Source organism: Myxococcus sp. AB025B (assembly GCF_006518215.1).
Classification (GTDB): domain Bacteria; phylum Myxococcota; class Myxococcia; order Myxococcales; family Myxococcaceae; genus Myxococcus; species Myxococcus fulvus.
On record NZ_SRLW01000178.1, the window covers coordinates 1 to 20,913 of the forward strand.

19 protein-coding genes are annotated in these 20,913 nt (G+C 71.7%); 6 read left to right on the forward strand and 13 right to left on the reverse strand.

The window, feature by feature from the left end:
* Positions 1-231: 231 nt before the first annotated feature.
* From FL311_RS26575 to FL311_RS26605, 7 genes are all read right to left on the reverse strand, one after another.
* Entirely contained in the window at positions 232-444 is a 213-nt protein-coding gene (locus FL311_RS26575; RefSeq protein WP_141329223.1) for a hypothetical protein, read from the reverse strand.
* A 32-nt stretch (positions 445-476) separates the two neighbouring features.
* Positions 477-1,751 carry a DUF4215 domain-containing protein gene (locus FL311_RS26580; RefSeq protein ID WP_141329225.1) on the reverse strand — a complete coding sequence of 425 codons (1,275 nt, stop codon included), beginning with the start codon at positions 1,749-1,751 and terminating at the stop codon, positions 477-479.
* A 164-nt stretch (positions 1,752-1,915) separates the two neighbouring features.
* A complete protein-coding gene (gene upp, locus FL311_RS26585) occupies positions 1,916-2,554 on the reverse strand; it encodes a uracil phosphoribosyltransferase (RefSeq protein WP_141329226.1) in 639 nt (212 codons plus the stop codon).
* A 31-nt stretch (positions 2,555-2,585) separates the two neighbouring features.
* Positions 2,586-3,797, reverse strand: a complete 1,212-nt coding sequence (locus FL311_RS26590) for a URC4/urg3 family protein (protein WP_141329228.1) — start codon at positions 3,795-3,797, stop codon at positions 2,586-2,588.
* Entirely contained in the window at positions 3,790-5,043 is a 1,254-nt protein-coding gene (locus FL311_RS26595) for a GTP cyclohydrolase II (protein ID WP_141329230.1), read from the reverse strand. Before FL311_RS26595 ends, FL311_RS26590 begins: the two co-directional genes overlap by 8 nt.
* A 49-nt stretch (positions 5,044-5,092) precedes the next feature.
* Positions 5,093-6,577, reverse strand: a complete 1,485-nt coding sequence (gene mmsA / locus FL311_RS26600) for a CoA-acylating methylmalonate-semialdehyde dehydrogenase (RefSeq protein WP_141329232.1) — start codon at positions 6,575-6,577, stop codon at positions 5,093-5,095.
* A 251-nt stretch (positions 6,578-6,828) separates the two neighbouring features.
* Positions 6,829-7,239, reverse strand: coding sequence for a hypothetical protein (locus FL311_RS26605; RefSeq protein ID WP_141329234.1), 411 nt, complete (start codon positions 7,237-7,239; stop codon positions 6,829-6,831).
* A gap of 269 nt (positions 7,240-7,508) precedes the next feature.
* On the opposite strand from FL311_RS26605, the gene FL311_RS26610 reads away from it, so the two are divergent.
* From FL311_RS26610 to FL311_RS26620, 3 genes are all read left to right on the forward strand, one after another.
* On the forward strand, positions 7,509-10,538 hold the full coding sequence (locus tag FL311_RS26610; protein WP_228557100.1) for a tetratricopeptide repeat protein: 3,030 nt from the start codon (positions 7,509-7,511) through the stop codon (positions 10,536-10,538).
* Positions 10,539-10,668: 130 nt separating this feature from the next.
* On the forward strand, positions 10,669-11,928 hold the full coding sequence (locus tag FL311_RS26615; RefSeq protein ID WP_228557101.1) for a sigma 54-interacting transcriptional regulator: 1,260 nt from the start codon (positions 10,669-10,671) through the stop codon (positions 11,926-11,928).
* Between the two features lie 64 nt (positions 11,929-11,992).
* Positions 11,993-12,895 (forward strand): hypothetical protein, encoded by a 903-nt coding sequence (locus FL311_RS26620; protein ID WP_141329236.1) that lies wholly within the window; start codon positions 11,993-11,995, stop codon positions 12,893-12,895.
* Between the two features lie 258 nt (positions 12,896-13,153).
* Here FL311_RS26620 and FL311_RS26625 read toward each other — a convergent pair whose 3' ends face one another.
* The 3 genes from FL311_RS26625 to FL311_RS26635 form a co-directional block, all read right to left on the reverse strand.
* Positions 13,154-13,888 carry a hypothetical protein gene (locus FL311_RS26625; RefSeq protein WP_141329238.1) on the reverse strand — a complete coding sequence of 245 codons (735 nt, stop codon included), beginning with the start codon at positions 13,886-13,888 and terminating at the stop codon, positions 13,154-13,156.
* A gap of 169 nt (positions 13,889-14,057) precedes the next feature.
* Entirely contained in the window at positions 14,058-15,110 is a 1,053-nt protein-coding gene (locus tag FL311_RS26630) for a hypothetical protein (protein ID WP_141329240.1), read from the reverse strand.
* A gap of 215 nt (positions 15,111-15,325) precedes the next feature.
* Positions 15,326-15,850: a GNAT family N-acetyltransferase gene (locus tag FL311_RS26635; protein WP_141329242.1), complete on the reverse strand. Its 525-nt coding sequence runs from the start codon at positions 15,848-15,850 to the stop codon at positions 15,326-15,328.
* A gap of 244 nt (positions 15,851-16,094) precedes the next feature.
* Here FL311_RS26635 and FL311_RS26640 point away from each other — a divergent pair, with 244 nt between their 5' ends.
* Positions 16,095-16,730, forward strand: coding sequence for a hypothetical protein (locus tag FL311_RS26640; RefSeq protein ID WP_141329243.1), 636 nt, complete (start codon positions 16,095-16,097; stop codon positions 16,728-16,730).
* A gap of 10 nt (positions 16,731-16,740) precedes the next feature.
* Here FL311_RS26640 and FL311_RS26645 read toward each other — a convergent pair whose 3' ends face one another.
* Positions 16,741-17,988 (reverse strand): phosphatidylserine/phosphatidylglycerophosphate/cardiolipin synthase family protein, encoded by a 1,248-nt coding sequence (locus FL311_RS26645; RefSeq protein ID WP_141329244.1) that lies wholly within the window; start codon positions 17,986-17,988, stop codon positions 16,741-16,743.
* Between the two features lie 193 nt (positions 17,989-18,181).
* On the opposite strand from FL311_RS26645, the gene FL311_RS26650 reads away from it, so the two are divergent.
* Positions 18,182-19,054: a hypothetical protein gene (locus FL311_RS26650; RefSeq protein ID WP_141329245.1), complete on the forward strand. Its 873-nt coding sequence runs from the start codon at positions 18,182-18,184 to the stop codon at positions 19,052-19,054.
* 176 nt (positions 19,055-19,230) lie between these two features.
* Positions 19,231-19,401: a hypothetical protein gene (locus FL311_RS44235; protein WP_194869373.1), complete on the forward strand. Its 171-nt coding sequence runs from the start codon at positions 19,231-19,233 to the stop codon at positions 19,399-19,401.
* Between the two features lie 102 nt (positions 19,402-19,503).
* Here the strand turns inward: FL311_RS44235 and FL311_RS26655 are convergent, their stop codons facing one another.
* Entirely contained in the window at positions 19,504-20,727 is a 1,224-nt protein-coding gene (locus tag FL311_RS26655) for an ABC transporter permease (RefSeq protein WP_141329246.1), read from the reverse strand.
* Between the two features lie 12 nt (positions 20,728-20,739).
* A partial coding sequence (locus FL311_RS26660; RefSeq protein WP_368668594.1) for an ABC transporter permease occupies positions 20,740-20,913 on the reverse strand: 174 nt, incomplete at its 5' end.

A 20,913-nucleotide genomic window follows, 5' to 3' on the forward strand; every position in this document is an offset into this window, starting at 1 on the left:
CCGCCAACACCCACCCCAACCGCATGGACAGGCCCCGGGGAATGAACGTCGTTCGCATCCTCGATACCTCCGCCTCGAATGTCGGCCCCTGCGCGGGCACGCATCCTGGCCCCTGACAGGGAGCGGAGCCAGACATCGTTGCCCAGGGCAACCTTCTCAACCCAGACACCGTGTCCCCTGACTCGGCGAGGGACCGCCCGGTGGTCCTCGGGTGAGCCCAGGCACCTCACGTCACGGCGAGGCAGACCAGGTGAAGGTCCCGATGCGGGCCTCGCTATCCTCGGTGCACTCGGACGAGGCCGGCGGGGCGTCCAGGGCGGCGTCCGGGTTGCGCACGGCGACGGTGGTCCCATCCTCCACCTCGTTCGCGGAGGGATGCGCCGACAACGCCTGCGCGCCCTGCTCGAGCGAAGCCCGGGCTGGGACATGGCCAACACTCACCATGCCCGGCCCGGCGCCCCCGCGGGGCGACGGCCTCAGGGGATGCCGAAGGACGCCACCGCGGGGTCGCCCCAGTCGCAGCCCCAGGTGGAGGGCAGCTGCGTGAGCGCGCCGGTGTAGACGACCTCCGGCCTGCCCGCGCGTCGGACGCGGACGGTGTAGCCCACCGGATTCGAGGGGCTCGGCTGGGGAGAGAAGCCCACCGCCATCAAACAGACGCGGTAGCCGCCCACGGGCGGAATCCGGCCATCCGCCCAGAAGACGCTCTCCGGGCCGGTGCCCGTCACCTCGTCCCGGTCCAGCTCGCCGTAGTCGGTCTGCGCGTCCGGTCCGCGGTTGTTGTAGTGGATGAGCTTGTCGCCCGGCGTGCGGACATACAGGTCCGCGTCTCCAGGCCGGCTCCAGGTCGCTGAAATCTGCAGCAGCGACGTGCCCACGCACGCGCCCGCCTGACAGGCCGCGCCCCCACCACAGGCATTCCCACAGCCGCCGCAGTGCTCGTTCGAGCTGCTCGGGTCCACGCAGGCCGAGCCACACTGGAGGTTCGGCGGCAGGCACGCGGGCGTCTGGCACTGGAAGCCGCCCGGCGTGTTGACGCAGACCTGCCCCGGCGCGCAGGTGTCCGTGCCCAGGGCGCACTCGTCCACGTCCGCGCAGACGCTCGGCTCGCCCGAGCAGGTATAGCCGGCCTCCGGCCAGCAGACGCTGCTGCAGCCATCTCCGGAGCTCTGGTTGCCGTCGTCACAGCGCTCCTCGGAGCCGTCGATGACGCCGTCGCCACACACCGGGTTGCGCAGGCCCCGCACCGCGTCCACCAGGATGGGCGCCTCGGCCGCCCCGCGCAGCAGCACATAGCGATAGGGGATGGTCTGCCCGTTCCACACGGTCCACTCGAAGGTGCCCTCGCCCCGCGGCACCACGAACAGCGTGCTCCCGTACAGGTAGCTGCCGTCCACCGCCAGGAACAGCACCGTCGACTGCGACGACACCTCGCGAGGGCCCCGGTAGTAGACGGTCAGCATCCCCGTCGCCTCCTGCCCCTCGCCCAGGTCCAGCATCAGCCCCGCCGTGGTGTCCATGGGCAGCGTCGCGGCGATGCCGTCCGGCGCGCCCACCGCCGCGCCCGGGTTCAGCACCGACGACGACGTGCCCCAGAGGGCCACCGCGTCCGCGTGGTTCGGCTCCGGCGGGGCCAGGGCCGCTCGCGAGACCTCCTCCCGAGGCGCTTCGTCCACCGGTTGCTCGACGTCACAGGCGCCCAGCAGACATGCCAGCGCCACCCAGCCCACGCCGAATCCTCCGCGCATCATCGTGTCCCTCGTCCCCCCAAGGCGGGCTGGAGCCCGGGATGGGCTCACGGCCCCCAGGAGGGATGCGAGGCTATTCGGGACGTCGAGGGCACGACAATCCCAGACACGGACGCCCCCGAGTTCAAAAAGAACCCGGGGTCATCCATGACAGGCATTGGCACACGTCACGTCTTGGTGCCGAAGAGCCGGTCGCCCGCGTCCCCCAGCCCCGGGAGGATGTAGCCGTGCTCGTTGAGCTTCTCGTCCACCGCGGCGGTGTAGACGTGCACGTCCGGGTGGTGCTCGCGCAGGTTGGCCAGGCCCTCCGGACAGGCCAGCAGACACACGAAGCGCAGCGAGCCGGGCTTGCTGCGCTTGACGCGCTGGAGCGCCGCCACCGCGGAGTTGCCCGTGGCGAGCATCGGGTCACACACCACCACGTCGCGGTCCGCCAGCTGCCCGGGCACGCGGTAGTAGTACTCCACCGGCGTCAGCGTCTCCGGGTCGCGGTACAGGCCGATGTGGCCCACGCGCGCGGAGGGCACCAGCTGGAGCATGCCGTCGAGGATGCCCTGGCCCGCGCGCATGATGGCGACGAGCACCAGCTTCTTGCCCTCCAGCATCGGCGCGCGCATGGGCGCCATGGGCGTCTGGATGTCCTCGTCGCGGACCTTCAGGTCGCGCAGCGCCTCGTACGCCAGGAGCAGCGAAATCTCCTGGAGCAGCGAGCGGAAGGTCGCGGTGCTCGTCTCCGTGCGCCGCATCATCGTCAGCTTGTGCTTCACCAGTGGATGGTCCACCACGGTGCAGTTGGGGAACTCCATTGCGTCCCTCCCTCGTCGAATCTGCGGGTTGTCAGAACACCGTTCCGTCGCTGTCCACGCGGATGGGCGGCACACCGCCGGGGCGCGCCTCGGCGGCCACCTTGCGCCCCGCCGTCCACGTGCCTCCCTGCAGCACCTTGCCCAGGGGCAGCTCCTCCGCGCTCATCCCCAGCCGGCCGCGCACCAGCGCCGCCACCCGGTCCAACAGCGCCACCGTCAGCGCGCGCCACTCGACGATGGGCTCCTCGCTCGGGTGCAGGGCCTCGCGGGTCAGCCGCGCGTCCCGGGGCACCAGCACGCCCAGGTCCACGAAGAGGCCGCCGTTGCGGTACTCGGGCAGGCCGGTGAGCCCGTCCAGCTCCAACACGCGGAGCCCCGCCTCCTCCAGCGGCTCCACCAGCGAGTACGTCAGCCACTGGGACAGCTTGTGGAAGGGCACCAGCGCGTCCACGCCCTCCACCGGGCCCAGCGCCGAGTGCGGCCACACGTCGCCCAGGTTGACCGCGTCCACCATCACCCGCCCCGGCCAGATGGGGCCCAGCTGCTCCAGCACGTGCCCCAACAGCTCCGAGGCGCGCACGCCGCGGCCCTGCGCGACGACGAGGTCGAACAGCGTCCCGGGCCTGGGCAGCACGCGCCCCAGGCCGTGCATCAGGTGCAGCCGGCCCTCGAGCCCGTCCAGCGGGTTCGACCCGGTGACCTGGAGCCCTCGCGCGAGCGCGTCGAGCGACAGCCGGCTCAGCGCCTCCGAGTCCGCGCGCAGCGGCCGGTCCGGGTCCGACGAGAAGACGCCGTCCATGAACATGCGGAAGCTGGCCACCGCCAGGCCTTCCGAGCGCGCCCAGGTGCCGCCGCCCTGCTCGCGGTAGCGCCACTTCGGGCCGCTGCCCGCGTCCAGCAGCACGCTCACCACGGCCAGGTCCAGCTTCGCCCGCGCGCGCTCCTCGGGGGACACGCCCTTCAGCCGCGCCTCCAGCTCCTCCACGCGCTTGACGCCGCCCGCGTCGAAGTGACGCCAGCGGCTGTGCAGCGGGATGTCCAGCGTGGGGTACGCCTCGCGCGTGACGGCCAGCACCGTGTCCACCACGGCCGACAGCCGCGCGGGCTCCACGCGGAAGTGCGTGAGCTTCCCGGCGAGCCCCAGCTCCAGCAGCTGGTGGCAGCGCTCGCGGATGGCCGCGGGGGTGCGCAGCCACGCGACGGCCGGGGACACGTCCGTCCTCGCCACGGGCCGCTCAGACATCGAGGCCCCGTCCCTTCACCTGCGCAAGTCCCGCCGCGTCCGCCACGGGGCCCTTGGTGAAGTAGCCCGCCGCCTTCTTCGCCTCCATCTCCACCTTCGCGTCGGCGGGGATGAGCTCCTCGGGGATGGGCACGCGCTCGAGGATTTCGATGCCCGAGCGGACAATGGCGTCGTGCTTCATGTCGCTCATCGACACGAAGCGGTGGATGCGGGTGATGCCCAGCCAGTGGAGCACGTCCGGCATCAGCTCCTGGAAGCGCATGTCCTGCACGCCCGCCACGCACTCGGTGCGGTGGAAGTACGTGGCCGCGGAGTCGCCGCCCTCCTGGCGCTTGCGCGCGTTGTAGACCAGGAACTTGGTCACCTCGCCCAGCGCGCGGCCCTCCTTGCGCAGGTAGACGATGATGCCCGCGCCGCCCGCCTGCGACGTGCGCACGCACTCCTCGATGCCGTGCGCCAGGTACGGCCGGCAGGTGCAGATGTCGCTGCCGAACACGTCCGAGCCATTGCACTCGTCATGCACGCGCACCGCCAGCGGGATGTCCTTGTTCGACACCGAGCGGATGTCACCGAAGGCATACAGCGTGAGCCCGCCGATGGGCGGCAGGAAGACGTGCAGGTCCGGGCGGGTAATCAGCTCCGGGAACATGCCGCCCGTCTGCTCGAAGAGGCCGCGGCGCAGCGCGCTCTCCGTCAGGCCGAAGCGCCGAGCGATGCCCGGCAGGTGCCACACCGGGTCCACCGCGGCCTTGACCACCTTGATGTCGCCGTTGGCGGTGAGCAAATCGCCGTCCGGGACCAGCCGGCCCGCCTCCACCGCGTCGCGCAGCTCCGGCAGGTTGATGTGCGCGCGGGTGACGGCGATGGTGGGACGGAAGTCGACGCCCTGCTCGTAGAAGGGGCGGAAGGCCTGCGGCGCCACCGCGCCCCACGGGTCCAGGGAGACGATGCGGTCCGGGTCGCTCCAGGACGGATGGGGACCAATCTCCGCGGCGGGCGAGGTGTCCTTCAGGTCCGCGCGGTGGTCCTGCGGCAGCATGCCCGCGGCCACGGCGAGCGCGCGGTAGACGGCGTAGGAGCCCGCGTGCGTGCCGATGACGTTGCGGTGGCCGGGCTCGGTGAGCGTGGCCACCACGGGCCCCCGGCGCAGCGGATCCACCTCGCCCCAGCGGATGGGCACGCTCGGCGTGTCGCCGTCCGGATGGGAGGTGAGACGGATGGAGTTGACGGGCTTCTTGTCTGCCATGGGAGCGCCCTCCTTGCGGGCGCGACTGGAGCTCGTGCGGGAGGAACGCTCAGCTCATCCACGAGCCGTCGGTGCGAGCCGACCACTTGCGGGTGACCTTCTTGAGCTGGGTCCAGAAGTCGAGGCTGGAGACGCCGGTGATGTCGCCGTGGCCGAAGCGCGACTCACCGGTGCCGCCGAAGGAGAACGGCTCGCGCGGGACGGGCACGCCCACGTTGACGCCCACCATGCCCGCGCGCACGCCCTCCACCGCGGCCTGCGCCACCGCGCCGCTGGTGGTGAAGATGGACGCGGCGTTGCCGTAGGTGGACGCGTTCTCCACCGCGAGCGCCGCCGACAGCGTGGGCACGCGGATGATGGACAGCACCGGGCCGAACAGCTCGCGCCTGGCGGCCTCCATGTCCGGGCGGACGTGGTCCAGGATGGACGGGCCCAGCCAGTTGCCGCCGGCCCACTGCTCGCCCGCCGGACGCTTGCCGCGCCCGTCCAGCGTGAGGCGCGCGCCCTCGGACGCCGCGCGGGCGATGGCCGTCTCCAGCCGCTCCACCGCGCCCTTGTCGATGATGGCGCCCATGCCGGGGCCCACCTCGAGCCGGGCCGCGCGCCGGGAGATGTCCTGGAGCAAGGGCTCGATGTCACCCACCGCCAGGAGCACGCTGCCCGCCATGCAGCGCTGGCCCGCGCAGCCGGTGAACGAGTCCACCACGGCCTGCGCGGTGAGGTCCGGGTCCGCGTCCGGCGCGACGATGAGGTGGTTCTTCGCGCCGCCCAGCGCGAGCACGCGCTTGCCGCGCTCACCGCCGCGCGCGTAGAGCTGCCGCGCCACGGCCGACGAGCCCACGAAGGCCAGCGCCTTGACGTCCGGGTGCTCCACCAGCGCGTCCACCGTCTCGCGCCCGCCGTGCACGACGGAGAAGACGCCGGGGGGATAGCCCGCCTCGCGCATCAGTTCGCCCAGCGCGCATGCGGTGAGCGGCACCTTCTCCGACGGCTTGAGGATGAAGGCGTTGCCCAGCGTCACCGCGATGGGGAACAGCCACATGGGCACCATCGCCGGGAAGTTGAACGGGGTGATGCCCGCGACGATGCCCAAGGGCTCTCGGCGCAGCTCACACGTGACGCCGCGGCTGACCTCCAGGTGCGCGCCGCTGTCCAGGTTCTGCAGGGACAGCGCGAACTCGCACACCTCCAGGCCCTTGAGCACCCCGGCGCGCGCCTCCGCCACCGTCTTGCCCGCCTCGCTCGCGGCGAGGTTCGACAGCCGGTCCAGGTCCCGCTCCAGCAGGCTCCGGAAGCGGAACAGGGGCTGGGTGCGCTCGCGCGGGGACAGGCTCCTCCACAGCGCGGCGGCGGGACGCGCGGCCTCCACCGCCTGCGCGACACCGTCCGCGGGCGTGAGGGGAACCCGGCCGATGACGGTGCCGGTGTAGGGGCTGCGGACATCCAGCAGCGTCGCGCCCGGCGGCAGCAGCCACTCACCTCCCACCAGGTTTCGACACGGAACGACGCTCTCGGGAAGCTCGACGAACGACAAGCGCACACCCCAGACATGGCAACGAGGACGTGCGCTTCATCGTAGCCGCGAACACAGACATCACCGCAACCCACCCCCGGGGCCGCCCGCCAGAATGCCGGGCGACTGTCCTGCACCCCAGCACTCCACCTGTCGGGAAGAGGACCCCCTCCCGCAAAGGCATCCCCTGGGGTCTTCAATGCATGGCGTCATGGGCCGCGCCGCGTCATTCATTGACGGGTGCGGGCGGACTCAGGCGACAGTGTTGTCTTTCAAGCGCTCGCGCCGGGACCCAGCCACGCGCGGAGGCGGGCGAGGACGGCGGAGTCCTCCGCGTCATGAGGGAGCCCCAGGCGGCGCGCCTCGGCATACAGCGCGAGCGCGTACTCGAAGCGCTCGGTGGCCCTCTGGGAGTCGCCCTGCTCCAGGTGCAGCTCGCCGTCCTCGGCCACCAGTCGCGCGAGCACCTTCACGCGCAGCGGGTCGCCCAGCAGGCGCGCGGTGGACGCGGCGTCCACCATCAGCAGGGCCGCGTACTCCATCCCCAACGTGTCGAGCGCCGTCGAGCGGATGAGCGCCGCCGCGTCGGCGAAGCGCTTCTCGTGGCGGGCCTTGAGCAGTCGCGCCAGCGCGGCGGTGAACTGCTCGATGAGACGCTCGACGTAGTCCTTGCGGATGGACATGGCCCACCCAGGCTCGCGCCTTCCCTCGCGTGGGCACAAGGACCTGGACGCCATCGACGTGTGGACCTGGAGGGACCTTCGCGCAGGTGCGGCCTTCCCACATCGCGGCCTGTGCTCCGACCACATCCGACGAGGGCGCGAGGTCCCGGCGGACACCTCACGCCCGGTCGGCGCGTCTGCCCTGGAGCAGCCAGGCGACTGACGCGAGGCGGCGAGAACCTGGGAGTCCCAAGGAGCTTGGGTACACTCGGGGGAAGGGTGCGCCAGGAATGACCAAGAACGACACAGGCGACAGGGGCGAGGGCTCCGTCGGCACGGGCGGCGAGGACGAGTTGACGGCGTCGCTCGTCCCGGCCACCGCGGACGAAGGGACGATGTCCCTGGGCACGGGTGGCGAGCCCGAAGGGACGATGTCCCTGGGCACGGGCGGCGAGCCCGAAGGGACGATGTCCCTGGGCGCGGGCGACAAGCTCGAGGGGACGATGTCCCTGGGCGCGGGGGTCCCGGGCGCGGGCTCCCACGGGACGGGGGCCCGAGGTGCGGGCTCGCGCTCCTATGGCACTGGAGATCGGGATGTGGGCTCGAGCTCCCACGGTGACGACTCCGCCACGGGGCCGGACGAGGCGCGCCGCCGGGCGCCGTCGTTCTCCCAGGTGGGCCGGTATGTGCTGTTGCGCCGACTGGGCCAGGGCGGCATGGGCGTGGTGTACGCGGCCTATGACCCGGACCTGGACCGGAAGGTGGCGCTCAAGCTGCTGCATCCGGACGGACGCCACGACGAGTCCGAGGAGGCGCGGGCGCGGCTCTTGCGCGAGGCGCAGGCCATGGCGCGCGTCTCCCACCCGCACGTCATCCCGGTGTTCGACGTGGGCATGTGGGGCGACCAGGTCTTCGTCGCGATGGAGCTGGTGGACGGCGGCACGCTGGCGTCGTGGCTGAAGGAGTCGCCGCGCTCGTGGCGCGAAATCCTCACGCGCTACGTGGACGCGGGCCGGGGCCTGGAGGCCGCGCACGCGGCGGGGCTGGTGCACCGCGACTTCAAGCCGGCCAACGTGCTCATCAGCCGCGCGGGCCGCGTGTACGTGATGGACTTCGGCCTGGCGCGTCCCATCGGCGAGCTGCGCGAGGAGGACCCGCTCCCCGAGGAGACCCGCGAGACGCTCGCCTCCGGCCGGCGCATGCTGGACACCACGCTCACCGGCCATGGCGCGCTGGTGGGCACGCCCAACTACATGTCCCCGGAGCAGTTCCGGGGCGCGACGCTGGACGGGCGCACGGACCAGTTCAGCTTCTGCGCCGCGCTGTACGGCGCGCTCTATGGCGCGCGCCCCTTCGACCCGGGGAGCGTGCGCGCCTACGTCATCTCCAGCATGGTCGAGGCCGGCGGGCGCACCGAGTCGCTCGCCACGCCCCAGGGCGCCCTGGCGACCTCCGCCACACGGCCGCCTCCGCTCGCGGTGCGCGAGCCGCCGCGCGACTCGAAGGTGCCCGGCTGGGTGCGCGATGCCGTGCTGCGCGGCCTGTCGCTGGAGGCCGACCAGCGCTTCCCCTCGATGTCCGCGCTGCTGGAGGCGCTGTCCCAGGAGCACCACCGGCTGCAGCGCCGTCGGTGGGCGACGGCGGCGGGCGCGCTGGGCACCACGCTCGCGCTGACGGCGGGCGCGGTGTGGCACCAGTCGCGCACGTGCGTGGACGCGGGCGCGCAGATGGACGAGGCGTGGTCGTCCTCCTCGCGCGAGAAGCTGGCCACCGCGTTCGAGGCCACGGGGCGCCCCTTCGCGAAGGCGATGGCCGAGCGCGTGACGCACGCCCTGGGGGACTACGCCCAGGCGTGGAAGCAGCAGCGCGTGCAGGCGTGCGAGGCCACCCAGGTGCAGGGCGTGAAGCCCCAGGAGCAGCTGGACCGGCAGCTCGTGTGCCTGGAGCGTCGGCGCAAGGACTTCCGCGCCACGGTGGAGCTGCTGTCGAGCGCGGACGCGGCGATGGTGGAGAAGTCGCTGGACGCGGCGCTCGCCCTGCCCGCGCTGGGGGAGTGCGAGGACGCGGAGGCGCTCGCCTCGGCGCAGCGGCTGCCCACGGACCCCCAGCGACGCGCGGACATCGAGGCGCTGGAGGAGAAGCTCTCCCACGTGCGCGCGCTCATGGACGCGGGGAGGCATCCCCTGGCCCTGGAGGCGGTGAAGCCGCTGATGGCCGCCGTCGAGGCCACCGGCCACCTGCCGCTGCGCTCGGAGGCGCGGTACCTGAACGGCTGGCTGCTGGAGCAGACGGGCGAGTCCGCCGAGGCCGCGAAGCTGCTGTCGCGCGCGGTGTTCGACGCGGAGGCCGGCCACGCGGACCGGCTCAAGGTGACGGCGCTCAACAAGCTGCTCTTCGTGGAGGATGGACTCGAGCACTTCGAGCCCGCGGCGCGCTGGGGCGAGCTGGCCGAGGCCACCCTGGAGCGCATGGGCGGAGACGCCGTGCTGCTGGGCGACGTGCGCGTCAATCAAGCCAACCTGGCCATCACGCAGGAGCAGTACGACGTGGCCAAGGCGCGCGTGGAGGAGGCCCGCGCGCTCTACGCGAAGGCGCTGCCGGAGGAGCACCCCAAGCGCGCGCGCACCACGTTCCTGCTCGCGCACGTGGTGAACTCGCTCGGTGATTCGGCGCTCGCGCTGAAGCTGATGGAGGACGCGCTCCAGAAGACCACCGCCGCCATGGGCCCGCAGCACCCCGACGTGGCCCGGCGCCACGGCCTGTTGTCCATGACGCTGCGCGAGCAGGGACAGGACGACCAGGCCCTGCCCCACGCGCGGGCGGCGGTGGACATCCTCCAGGCCATCCATGGCGGGGACAACCTGAAGCTGGCGGAGGCGCTCGACGAGCTGGGCATGTGTCAGCTCGCCCTTCGCCGCTTCGAGGACGCGCTGAAGACGTATGAGCGCGCGCTCGCGATGAAGCAGAAGGTGCTGCCCGCGGGCGACGACAAGCTGCAGTACTCCCTGGACGGCGTGGGCCAGGCGCTGCTCGGACTGGGCCGCGCGGGCGAGGCCGTGAAGCCGCTGCGCGAGGCGGTGGGCTTCCCGGACGCGCCCCCGGACGCGCTGGCGGAGTCGGGCTTCGCGCTGGCGAAGGCGCTGGCCCGGACGGGACAGGTGCCCCAGGCGCGCGAGGAGGCCGCGCGGGCCAAGGGGTGGTTCACCCAGGCGGAGCTGCCCGAGCGCGCGGGGGAGGTGGACGGCTTCCTCGACTCCCTGCCCGAGGAGAAGAAGGCCGCGCGGCCGGTGCGCGCGCTGGTGCGCCCCCGGAAGCGGTGACACGCGTGGAAGGTGGCACCCCCGCCGGGGCGTGCTAGCGTCCGCCCTCGTGTCGCTGCCGCCGGACGAGGAAGAGGCGAACCTGGATGCCACGGCCACGCTGACGCGCGGACGGGCGGGTCAGGTGAAGATGGTGCTCCGGGTCCTCTCGGGTCCGGACTCCGGCAAGGTGCATCCGCTCCGACAGGGCACGCACGTGGTGGGCAAGGCGCCCACGTGCGACATCGTCCTGGCGGACAAGGCCGTGTCCCGACAGCACCTGCGGCTGGAGGTGCATGACGAGCACGTGGTGGCCACGGACCTGGAATCGCACAACGGCTCGTTCTGCGAGCGGCTGCGCTTCACGTCCCTGGAGCTGCGCCCCGGCTCCGTCATCACCCTGGGCACCACCGAGCTGAAGCTGATGCCCGAGGACACGCGCGAGCGCGCCGTCCTGCTGTCGGACAAGGACCACTTCGGGGCGCTCGTCGGCCAGAGCCGCAAGATGCGCGAGGCCTTCACGCTGCTGGAGCGGCTGGCCCCCGGCGGCGCGGACGTGCTCATCCAGGGCGAGACGGGCACGGGCAAGGACCTGTGCGCGGAGGCCATCCACCAGCAGAGCCCGCGCAAGAAGGGCCCGTTCGTCATCGTGGACCTGGCGGGCGTGCCGCCCACGCTCATCGAGAGCGAGCTGTTCGGCCACGTGAAGGGCGCGTTCACCAGCGCGCAGACGGACCGCGCGGGCGCCTTCGAGCGCGCCCAGGGCGGCACGGTGTTCCTGGACGAGGTGGGCGAGCTGCCCCTGGAGCTGCAGCCGCGCCTCTTGCGCGTGCTGGAGCGCCGGCAGGTCAAGCGCGTGGGCGCCAACGACTACATCTCCGTGAACATGCGCGTGGTGGCCGCCACGCACGTGAACCTGGAGCAGGCGGTGCAGCAGGGGAAGTTCCGGCGGGACCTGTTCCACCGGCTCGCGGTGCTGCGGGTGAGCCTGCCGCCCCTGCGCGAGCGCCCCGAGGACATCCCCGCGCTCATCGACCACATGCTCAAGCAGACGGGCCGGGCGCCCAGCGCGCTGTCGGTCCAGACGCGCGCGCTGCTGGCGCAGTACCCCTGGCCAGGCAACGTGCGCGAGCTGCGAAACGTGGTGGAGCAGGTGGTCAACCTGGGCGAGGAGGCCCTGCCGGAGCTGGAGTCCTCCGGCGAGGAGGGAGGCGCCAAGGTCGAGCTGGACCTCCCCTTCAAGGAAGCCAAGGAGCGCCTCATCGAGGGCTTCGAGCGCGACTACCTGAAGAATCTCCTGGAGCGCTGCGAGGGGAACATCTCCCGGGCCGCCCGCGAGGCGGACATCGACCGTGTCTACTTGAAGAAACTGCTGCGCAAGCACGACCTGGACACGGGGCGGGACGCTTAACGCGGAGGGACTTTCGGGTTAGAGTGGGATGACCACGTACCCCTTTTGTCCCTGGAGGCCCCCCGTGCGCATTCCCCTCTCTCCGAACCTGGTGAGGACCCTCGAGCAGCCGCGCGTCGGCGTGGTGACGACGCCGGGGGCGGCCTCCTCAGGGGCGGACACGGCGACGGCTCCCGAGGTGACGCCGGTGGAGGCGCCCACGGATGCGTACGGCGCGCAGGAGGCGCAGCTGAGCGAGTGGGTGCAGCGCTTCGGTGCGCTGGCCAGCGCGGTGGGCACGGCGTCCGCCACCCAGCCCCAGCAGGTGGCCTGCGTGAGTGACTTGTCGTCCATGAAGGTGCCCCAGCTGGGCGGGCCCGCGGACGGCGCTTCGGTGCTCCAGCAGACCAAGGACTCCAACTGCGGGTCCGCGGTGGCGGTGATGCTGGGCAAGGACAAGGGCACCACGGGCGCGAAGCCGTCGACGGAGACGATGGACTCGCTCGAGTCGCGCTTCACCAACGGCGACGGGACGACGCCGCACGAGCTGTCCAACATGATTGCGCACGAGGGCGCGGCGGTGACGCAGGCCTCCGGCTCCTTCGACAAGAAGCTGATGGATGAGGCCCTGGCGCGCGACGGCAAGGCCGCGGTGCTGGTGGACTCCAACAAGGTGGACCCGAACGCGAAGGACGCGGGCAAGGGCCGCGCGCACTGGGTCACCGTCGATGGCAAGGACGCGCAGGGCAACTACACGGTGAAGGACCCGGGCACCGGCAAGAGCGTGAAGATGGATGCCGGGGCGCTCGAGGACGCGGTGGGCACCGCCTGGAGCGAGCACAACGGCGGCGGCATGCTCGTCGTCGAGAAGGCCGAGGGCACCACCGAGGCCGAGCGCGCGCAGCGCGGCGGCGAGATCGCCACGGCGCTGGGCAACTCCGATGGCGGCGGCTCCCGCAAGGGCGCCTTCGCCCGCGAGTCCTCCTGAGCGGAGGGCCCTACCTGGGCCGCGCGTCACGCTCGCCGCGAAGGCTGGCGGACTGACGCGCGGAGCGGGACCTGCGTCTCGAGCCGACCGCATGCCGGCGCGACGCCGCTGCTGAGCAGGCCGAGCTGGAGCCGCGCTGCCCCGTGCGATGCGCGGGCGGCGTGCTCCCGTTGCAAGGGGCACCCTCGTCACACGCGTGTCGGCGCCCCGCGCCGGAGTGCACGACGCTCGGGCGATGTCCCTCGTGGGCGTCGCTCCTCAGACGTGGAGGTACTCCACGGCCTGGAGCCGGAGGAGCTGCTTCGCGAGCTCCTGCACGCGCTCCACCTCCGCGTCACCCAGTGGCTTTCGCAACGCGAGCTTCAAATCCGTGGAGGCGCGGAACAGGAGGTTGCGCACCTGCGCGTTGCTCAGCAACGGGTTGAGCGTGCGCAGGTGCCCCACGAGCGAGCCCAGCTGCTGCAGCGTCAGTCCGGCCACCATCACCTGCGTGGCGCTGCCCTCGTCGGCGAAGCGCGCGACGGCGAGCTGGAGTGGGGACAAGAGCAGCGAGCGGGTGAAGGTCGGCTCACAGGTGAGCTGGAGCCGGGCACACTCCGCCACCATCGGCCCCGCGTCATGGCCCTCGATGACGGTCTGGATGCGGGCCGCGTCATAGCGCGTGAGCACCGCCTCGTACGCGGCGCGGGCCTGCTTGCCCGGCTCCGAGCGCTGGAACACGTCGAAGGCGAGGTGGATCTCCTCGCGCAAGAGCTCGAGCAGGTACGCGTCATCCACGTTCGCCGGCACCCCGAGCACCTCGGCCAGGAAGGCCCGGTCATCGGCCGTCCCGGCGGCCACGGCCCAGAACTCGAGCGTGACGGAGCTCTCGCTCATCATGATGGGCACCGTGACGACGCCCTGGTGACGCCCCGGGGCCTGGACGAACTGGGAGAGCTTGGCCTCCAGGTCCGCGTAGCCCCGCATCAATCGGTCCACCACGGCGGCGCGCACCCTCGCGCGGCCCTCCCTTGAAGCCGGCGTCTGCTCACGCGGCGCGCGCTCCGCGAGGTCCCGCTCGCGCGGAGCCTGGGCCGAAGAGGACTCGCGCGCGGGCTGCTGCTGCTGCGGCGGCGGACGCTCATGGAGGGGACACGGCCAGCGCGCGCGGCGCCGGTGGGACTCAGGTGAGGTTCTTCAAGCGGACGACCAGGTTGCTGTCACCACTGCCCAGCGTGCTCGCGTCGTCGGTGGGGATGACATACCCCTGGTCCGCGCCGACGTGCTTGCGGAAGAAGTCTACCACCGCCGGGTCCTTCACCTCCGAGGTGGTGGTCTTCTTGATGCCATACACCGACCCGTCCTCACCTCGGGCCTTCACGGCGTCCGGCGCGGAGGCGAGCAGGTTCTCCAGCGTCCCGGACGTCCGGCCGCCGCTGGCGGGCTGCATCGTCATCGCGGTGTTGTGCCCCTCGATGTAGCTGACGTCGTAGTAGGTCTTCCCGAAGCCACCGTCGAACTTCACCTCGCCGAGCGTGGCGTTCTTGCCGTCGCCCGACGTGCTGCGGAAGTTGCCCGACCACCCCTCGGGGAACTTCACCGTGCGGTTCTCGCCCGGCTGGAGGGTGACCGGGTCCACCGCCTTCTCCCCCGCGTTCGGCGTGAACTGGATGGTCATCGGCTTGTCGCCATCGTTGTGCAGCGAGAGCGTGTTGCCGTCCTTCTTCACGCCCTGCGAGTCGGAGACCTTCTGCTTCGCGCCGACCGCCTCCGCGGGCTGTCCCAGGGACGGGGCCGCGGCCTTGCCCAGGGGAGACGGGGCCTCGGCGCCGATGCTCGGGACCTGAGCGCCCGGCATCGCGGAAGAGGTCTCCGCGCAACCCGCGAGGGCTCCCGGACCCGCGCTGCCCCCCAGCGGAGGCACGCCCGTGCCACCCTGCACCCGCGCGCCGTTCAGCGGAGGCACGCCGGTGCCGCCCTGCCCCTGCGCGCCACCGAGCACCTGCGCCAGCTCATTGAGGACCTCGAGCTGCGAGGCGAGCACCTTCACCAGCTTCTGGAGTCCCTCCGCGCTCTTGAGCCCACCACTCTCGAAGCCGTCCTTCTGGAAGAGGGACTGGGCCGAGGGCGCGTTCATCGGCGTCGGCCGCGCCGCCTGCGACACCGACTCGGCGCGGGACGACAGCGAGGGGGCGACGGGGGAGACGGCGGAGCGGGAGATGGGGGAGAGCGCCATGACGAGGTCCTCGGGAGCAGGGCTGCGAGGGCTGAACCAGGTCAGCCGATGCAGGTGCCTTGAGCACGAGGTGTGCCAGGGTCGGCGACTCGCCAAGCCCCTGGAATCACAGAGGAGGTCCGCGACTCCGGGGGCCGAGGCGGGCGCGCTCCTGGTGACCGCCGTCGAGGGCCTGATGACAGTGGTCATCAGGGCGGAGGCCACCCGGGCGACGGCTACTTCAGGCGCAGCACGTACGCCTCGAGGAACACCGTGGGCAGGTTCATGTCGCCCTCGGGCTCGCGCACGTAGCCGCGGGACATGTACATGCGCGCGACGCCGACGGCGCCCCGGCGCACGTGCAGACACACCGCGTCCACGCCCCAGCGCCTGGCCAGCACCTCGGCGGCATCGAGCAGCGGCCGGGCCAGGCCGGTGCCATGCACCTTCACCGCGGTGGCCAGCCCACGCAGGTCCGCCGCGCGAGGCAGCCACGCCTCCGAGCCCGGCGCGCCGGGAGGGAAGAGGGCCACGGTGCCGACGACCTCACCATCGAGCTCCGCCACCAGGAGCGAGGCCACCTTCCGCCGAGCCGCCACGTCGCGCAGCTCACGCTTGCGCTCCTCCGTGTAGACCACCTCCGGCAGCTTCTTCGCGTACTGGCTGGTGAAGGCCTCGACCAGCAGCTCTCCCACCGCCACATCATCCTCGGGCCGTATCTCTCGGATGACTGCCCGCCCTACCACGTCCTGGGTGCTCATGGCCCGAGCCCTTACCACGCGTGGCGCGTCACTGTCTGGGTCGCGTCCGACGACGCACCACGAGTCCTCCGCCCTCTCACGGCGCCGACCTCGTCGAGCTCGCGCCCGGCGCCACCCCGAGGACGCGGTGCCTCGCGAAGCGCGCTTCACGCTTGTGCACTGGGTTGCACATTCCTCGCGCCCCAGGGGTTGTCCTCTCGCCGGGTTACGCCCGGCACACCCTTTGCCCTGGGGCCACGCCACCATGAACCTCCATTCGTTGCGTCACGGCCTCCTGAGCGGACTCGTCGCCCTCCCCTTCCTCGCACAGGCCCAGGAGGAGACGACGCCCTCGCCCTTCCTCGACGCCGCCACCGAGGCCGAGGTCGACCGCTGGACACGGTCCTTGAACCTGGCGCTGCGCGGCCAGTCGTTCTCGTTCGACGAGTCTCCCGCCGGATTCCCCCTCCTCGCGGTGAACATGGAGCAGCAGCTCTTCCGCTACCTGTCCCTGTACGGGGGCCTCCACTTCAAGGTGAACCTCGACACCTTTGGAGGGCAGGTGGGCACCCGGGTCTTCTTCAGCCAGCGGTTCCACGAGGGCGTCTTCGTGTCGGCGCAGGCCAGCCACTCACTCATCGAGGTGGACCCCCACACGGACGGCACCCGCACCTCCTTCGGGGGAATCGTGGGCTATTCGCACGCGCTGGGCCGGCGGTGGCTCTTCTCCGTGGGAGCTGGCGCACAGACCACCCGCACCCGGACGCAGACCACCCCTCCTTCGACCTTCGCGCCCTGCGTCTTCCTCTACTGCAAGCAGGCGGCGCCCGCCCAGGAGGTGGTCTCGGAGACAGAGGCCGTGGAGCCCGTGCTGCACCTGGCGACCACGCTCCGGTTCTGAGGCACGGCGCTCAGAGATAGTCGCCGATGAGCCACGGCAGCTTCTCGCCCAGCCGCTGCAGCAGTCCCCGGCGGCGCCAGCCGTCCCAGTGGATTTCGCGCGAGTGGAGCATGTCCTTCTCGAACGCGGCGGCGAGCGCCGCGGCCAGCGCCGTATCCTCCACCACCAGCGAGCACTCGTCCGAGGTGCTCAGCGCCAGCGGGTCCAGGTTCGTCGAGCCCACCACGGACAGGTCCTCGTCCACGAGCATCGTCTTGGAGTGCATCATCGACAGCTCGTACTCCCAGATGCGCACCCCGCCCTCGAGCAGCCTCGCGTAGGACGCGCGCTGCGCGGCGTGCACCGGCGCGATGTCGTGATGTCGCCCGGGCACGAGCACGCGCACGTCCACGCCCTGCTTCACCTTCTCCAGCAGCATGTCGCCGATGGCGTCGGAGGGGATGAAGTACGAGTTTGAAATCCAGAGGCGTCGCTTCGCGGCGGCGATGGTGAGCAGCGTCATGCGGCGCGCGTCGGAGAGGAAACGGTGCTGCGTGCTCGCGACGAAGCCCGCGCGCGCGGCGCCTCGGGAGCCCAACTCCGGGAAGGCCTCGGGGGGAAGGAAGTCTCCGCCCGCCTCCTGCCAGTTCTGCGCGAAGGCCACCTGCATCTCGCGCACGGCGGGCCCCTCGGCGCGCACGCTCATGTCGCGCCAGTACTCGGGCCCCTCCGCGTCGCCGAGCCAGCTGCGCCAGATGCCGAAGCCCCCGGTGACGCCGACCTCGCCGTCGCGCACCACCAGCTTGCGGTGCAGACGCGTCTTGATGCGCGCGGCGTCGAGCGAGGGCATGGCGCCCTGGATGGGACGGAAGATGCGCACCTCGCAGCCCGCGTTCGCGAGCGCGATGCCCACGGAGTCGAAGTTGACGCTGCCCAGCGGGTCCACGAGCACGCGGCACGCGACCCCGGGCTGTCGCTCCCGCAGCGCGCGCACCAGCCGCTCCGAGGGCTCACCCGGGCGCCAGATGTAGCTGGCGATGTGGATGCTGGAGCGCGCGGCGCGAATCTCCTCGTCGAGCACATCGAAGACGCGGCCGTTCTCCACCAGCTCCACGTGGTGGCCGGGCGTGAGCGCGACGCCGAGCGACTGGAAGAAGGCCAGCGAGCGCGTCTCATCCGCCGCGGTGGGCAGCGCGCGCAGCCGGAGGTCGTGCCGATGATTCGGAGCAGGGCACCCGGCGACGAGCAACGCGACGAGCACGGAGCAGGCCAGCTTCACCTTGGGAAGCTAATGGCGCTCCCCGGTCGCGGCACCTGCCTGGTGACACCGAGCGCACGCGCACGGCGTCCACCGGACAACACCTCGACGCTCGGGCACTGTGCGACGCACGTCACTCGGACCCGGGACGAGGTGGAGCACATGCGGCCACGTGAGCACCCTCCCCGTTCTTCCTCACGGCCCGAGCGCGCGCATGTCACGACATCTCGTCCTCTTGAGCACCTGGCTTTTCGTGGGCGCGAGCCTCATGCCGTCCCCGTCTCATGCCGGCCCCGCGGGCATGAACACCGATGTCCCGCTGCACGCCTCGATGGCGGAGCCCATCCACGCGAGCCGTCCGGTGCGCGCACACTCCACGCGCGATGGCGCCGCCTGGACGCATGCGGTCACCCTGGCGAACCCCCACGACACACCGGCGCCAGGAATGAAGCGCCTCACCTCCATGCGCGCCTGGGCCGCGCAGGGCGGCCTCTCGCCGCGCCCACCCACCACCTCGCCCCCGCTCGGCGCGAGCAGCACGTACCAGCCCGTCCGCCCCGAGGACGTGCCCCTCTCCACCGGCGCCTGGGTCGCGCACGGCGGCCTCGCGCTGCTCCCGCTCACGGGCATCTGGGGCGCAACCCGCGTCGGCGGTGACACACGCCTGGGCGCCGCGAGCGCGCAGACGGCCACGGGAATGCTCGGGGGCTACCTGCCCTCACGCCTGCTCTTCTTCCGCCCCGCCACGCCAGGCAGCGGACGCTGGATGGACCTGGAGGTCGCGGCCGTCGGCGGAGGGCTCCTCTTCACCCCGCCCCTCGCCGCGCTCGGGACCTGGGGCCTGGGCGAGCTCGCGTTCGGCCGCAGCGAGGACAGGGCGGACGCCTACGTCGGAGCCCTCGCCGGCGCCGCCGCGGGCACCCTCCTGGCCGCCGCCGTCGACGGCCTGCTGACGAAGCTCTCCGAGCCCAGCACCCGCCTCCAGGCCGTGCGCCAGCTCATCGCCCTGGCCTTCGTCGGCTCCGGCGCGACGCTCGGCTACCAGTGGGCCGGCGGCGGTCCCCGCTCGCACCAACCCACGCGATAGTTACAAGCGCGCCGCAATCCCTCTCCAAGCCAGGATGTCTCACCGGCGCGCGTTGTGCGTGTCTCACCAGCAAAGCCACACGCGCAGAGATATTCTCGATTTCTTAGTTGTCATTAATTGCGCCCAGCGCCATTCTTGCCGGGCCGTACGGACACGCTGTCTGGAGACACACCCCAATGAAGGCTCTCAAGCACCTCCGCGTTGCCGTCGTCTTCACCGCCGCCGCCGCTGTCTTCGGTGTCACCACGGGTTTCACCACCGAGCCGGCCCCGAAGTCCGAGTGCGCGCCGTTCTGTTACAAGCACCCCATCACCGGCCAGCTCATCTGCACGGCGCCCTGCCCGTAGTCCCCACGCCCTCGCGCGTGGAATAGGAAGGGGCCCGGTCCGCGGAAACGCTCGCGGGCGGGCCCCTTTTCACCAGACACGGCTCGGCGCCAGGTGGCGCATTTATTCGGTGCGCATCGCCTCCACCGGGTCCAGCTTCGCGGCGCGAGCGGCCGGATAGATTCCGAAGCCCAGGCCCACGCCGCTGCTCATCGCCAGCGACAGGCCGATGGCCCAGCCCGGCACCTCGGTGGGCAGCCCCAGCACCCAGCGCGCCAGGTGCGCCAGCCCCACCCCCAGCGCCACGCCGAGCAGGCCGCCCGCCAGGGACAGCACCACCGCTTCCGTGGCGAACTGCGCCAGGATGCGCCGCTTCTTCGCGCCCAGCGCCTTGCGGATGCCAATCTCCCGCGTCCGCTCCGTCACGGCCACCAGCATGATGTTCAGGATGCCGATGCCGCCCACCAGCAGCGACAGGAGGCACACGCCGAAGCTGGCCACCGAAATCACCTGCGAGATGTTGTTGAACATCTCCGTGGAGCTCTCGTTGGAGAACACGAAGAAGTCATCCGGCTCCAGCGGCTTGAGGTTGTGACGCCGGCGCATCAGCACCGTCACCTCGTCCTGCGCGCGCTTGATGACCTCCGCGGACGTCGCCTGGATGCTCACCCGGAAGTCGCGCACGCCGAACAGCGGGCGGAAGGCCGTCAGCGGCGTCATCACCTGGTTGTCCTGGCCGCTGCCGCCCAGGAAGCCGCCCTTGCGCTTGAGCACGCCCACCACGATGAAGTTGCGCCCCTTCAGGCGGAACGACTGACCCAACGGGTCCAGCGAGGGCCACAGCGTCTCCGCCAGGTCCGGGCCGATGACCGCCACCCGCCGGCCATCCAGGTACTCCGTCTGCGTGAAGGCGCGCCCGTGCGCCACCACCACCGAGTTCGTCTGGAAGTACTCGGGCGTCCCCGACCACACGCCCACGTTCGCCCGCGACTCGCGCAGCGGCGTGGATGCCTTCTGTCCCCCCTGCGAGTCCTCGCCCGCGGCCGTCAGCACCGAGGGCAGCTCGCGGATGGCCTCCAGGTCCTCGTGCGTGAAGCGCGGCCGGCGCGACAGCTCCGCCAGCGACAGGTTGCCCGCGCCGAACGGCAGCCGCTGCACCTGGAAGCAGTTGGCGCCCAGCTCCGACAGGTTCTCGTTCACCTGGTTCCGCAGGCCCTCGATGAGGCCCATCATCGACACCACCGTGGTGGCGCCGATGACGATGCCCAGCAGCGTCAGGAAGGAGCGCAGCGGGTTGGAGACGAACGTCCCGAACGCCAGCCGCAAGGTGTCCAGCAAGGCCATCATGGGAAGTCGTCCTCAGTCGTGGCGGAGCGCTTCCACCGGGTCCAGGTTCGCCGCGCGCGCCGCGGGCCAGATGCCGAACAGCAGGCCCACCATCGCCGCGAACCCCACGCCGCCCGCCACCGTCAACGGCTCCACCGTCGCGGCCAGCGGCGTGATGAACGACACCGTCTTCGCCAGCCCCAACCC

What these genes read in the sequence shown, in the direction of transcription:
- FL311_RS26575 (WP_141329223.1), bottom strand. Translation starts at nt 444, where the DNA reads ATGGTGAGTGTTGGCCATGTCCCAGCCCGGGCTTCGCTCGAGCAGGGC.
- FL311_RS26580 (WP_141329225.1), bottom strand. Translation starts at nt 1,751, where the DNA reads ATGATGCGCGGAGGATTCGGCGTGGGCTGGGTGGCGCTGGCATGTCTG.
- upp (WP_141329226.1), bottom strand. Translation starts at nt 2,554, where the DNA reads ATGGAGTTCCCCAACTGCACCGTGGTGGACCATCCACTGGTGAAGCAC.
- FL311_RS26590 (WP_141329228.1), bottom strand. Translation starts at nt 3,797, where the DNA reads ATGTCTGAGCGGCCCGTGGCGAGGACGGACGTGTCCCCGGCCGTCGCG.
- FL311_RS26595 (WP_141329230.1), bottom strand. Translation starts at nt 5,043, where the DNA reads ATGGCAGACAAGAAGCCCGTCAACTCCATCCGTCTCACCTCCCATCCG.
- FL311_RS26605 (WP_141329234.1), bottom strand. Translation starts at nt 7,239, where the DNA reads ATGTCCATCCGCAAGGACTACGTCGAGCGTCTCATCGAGCAGTTCACC.
- FL311_RS26610 (WP_228557100.1), top strand. Translation starts at nt 7,509, where the DNA reads ATGACCAAGAACGACACAGGCGACAGGGGCGAGGGCTCCGTCGGCACG.
- FL311_RS26615 (WP_228557101.1), top strand. Translation starts at nt 10,669, where the DNA reads ATGGTGCTCCGGGTCCTCTCGGGTCCGGACTCCGGCAAGGTGCATCCG.
- FL311_RS26630 (WP_141329240.1), bottom strand. Translation starts at nt 15,110, where the DNA reads ATGGCGCTCTCCCCCATCTCCCGCTCCGCCGTCTCCCCCGTCGCCCCC.
- FL311_RS26635 (WP_141329242.1), bottom strand. Translation starts at nt 15,850, where the DNA reads ATGAGCACCCAGGACGTGGTAGGGCGGGCAGTCATCCGAGAGATACGG.
- FL311_RS26640 (WP_141329243.1), top strand. Translation starts at nt 16,095, where the DNA reads ATGAACCTCCATTCGTTGCGTCACGGCCTCCTGAGCGGACTCGTCGCC.
- FL311_RS26650 (WP_141329245.1), top strand. Translation starts at nt 18,182, where the DNA reads ATGTCACGACATCTCGTCCTCTTGAGCACCTGGCTTTTCGTGGGCGCG.
- FL311_RS44235 (WP_194869373.1), top strand. Translation starts at nt 19,231, where the DNA reads ATGAAGGCTCTCAAGCACCTCCGCGTTGCCGTCGTCTTCACCGCCGCC.
- FL311_RS26655 (WP_141329246.1), bottom strand. Translation starts at nt 20,727, where the DNA reads ATGATGGCCTTGCTGGACACCTTGCGGCTGGCGTTCGGGACGTTCGTC.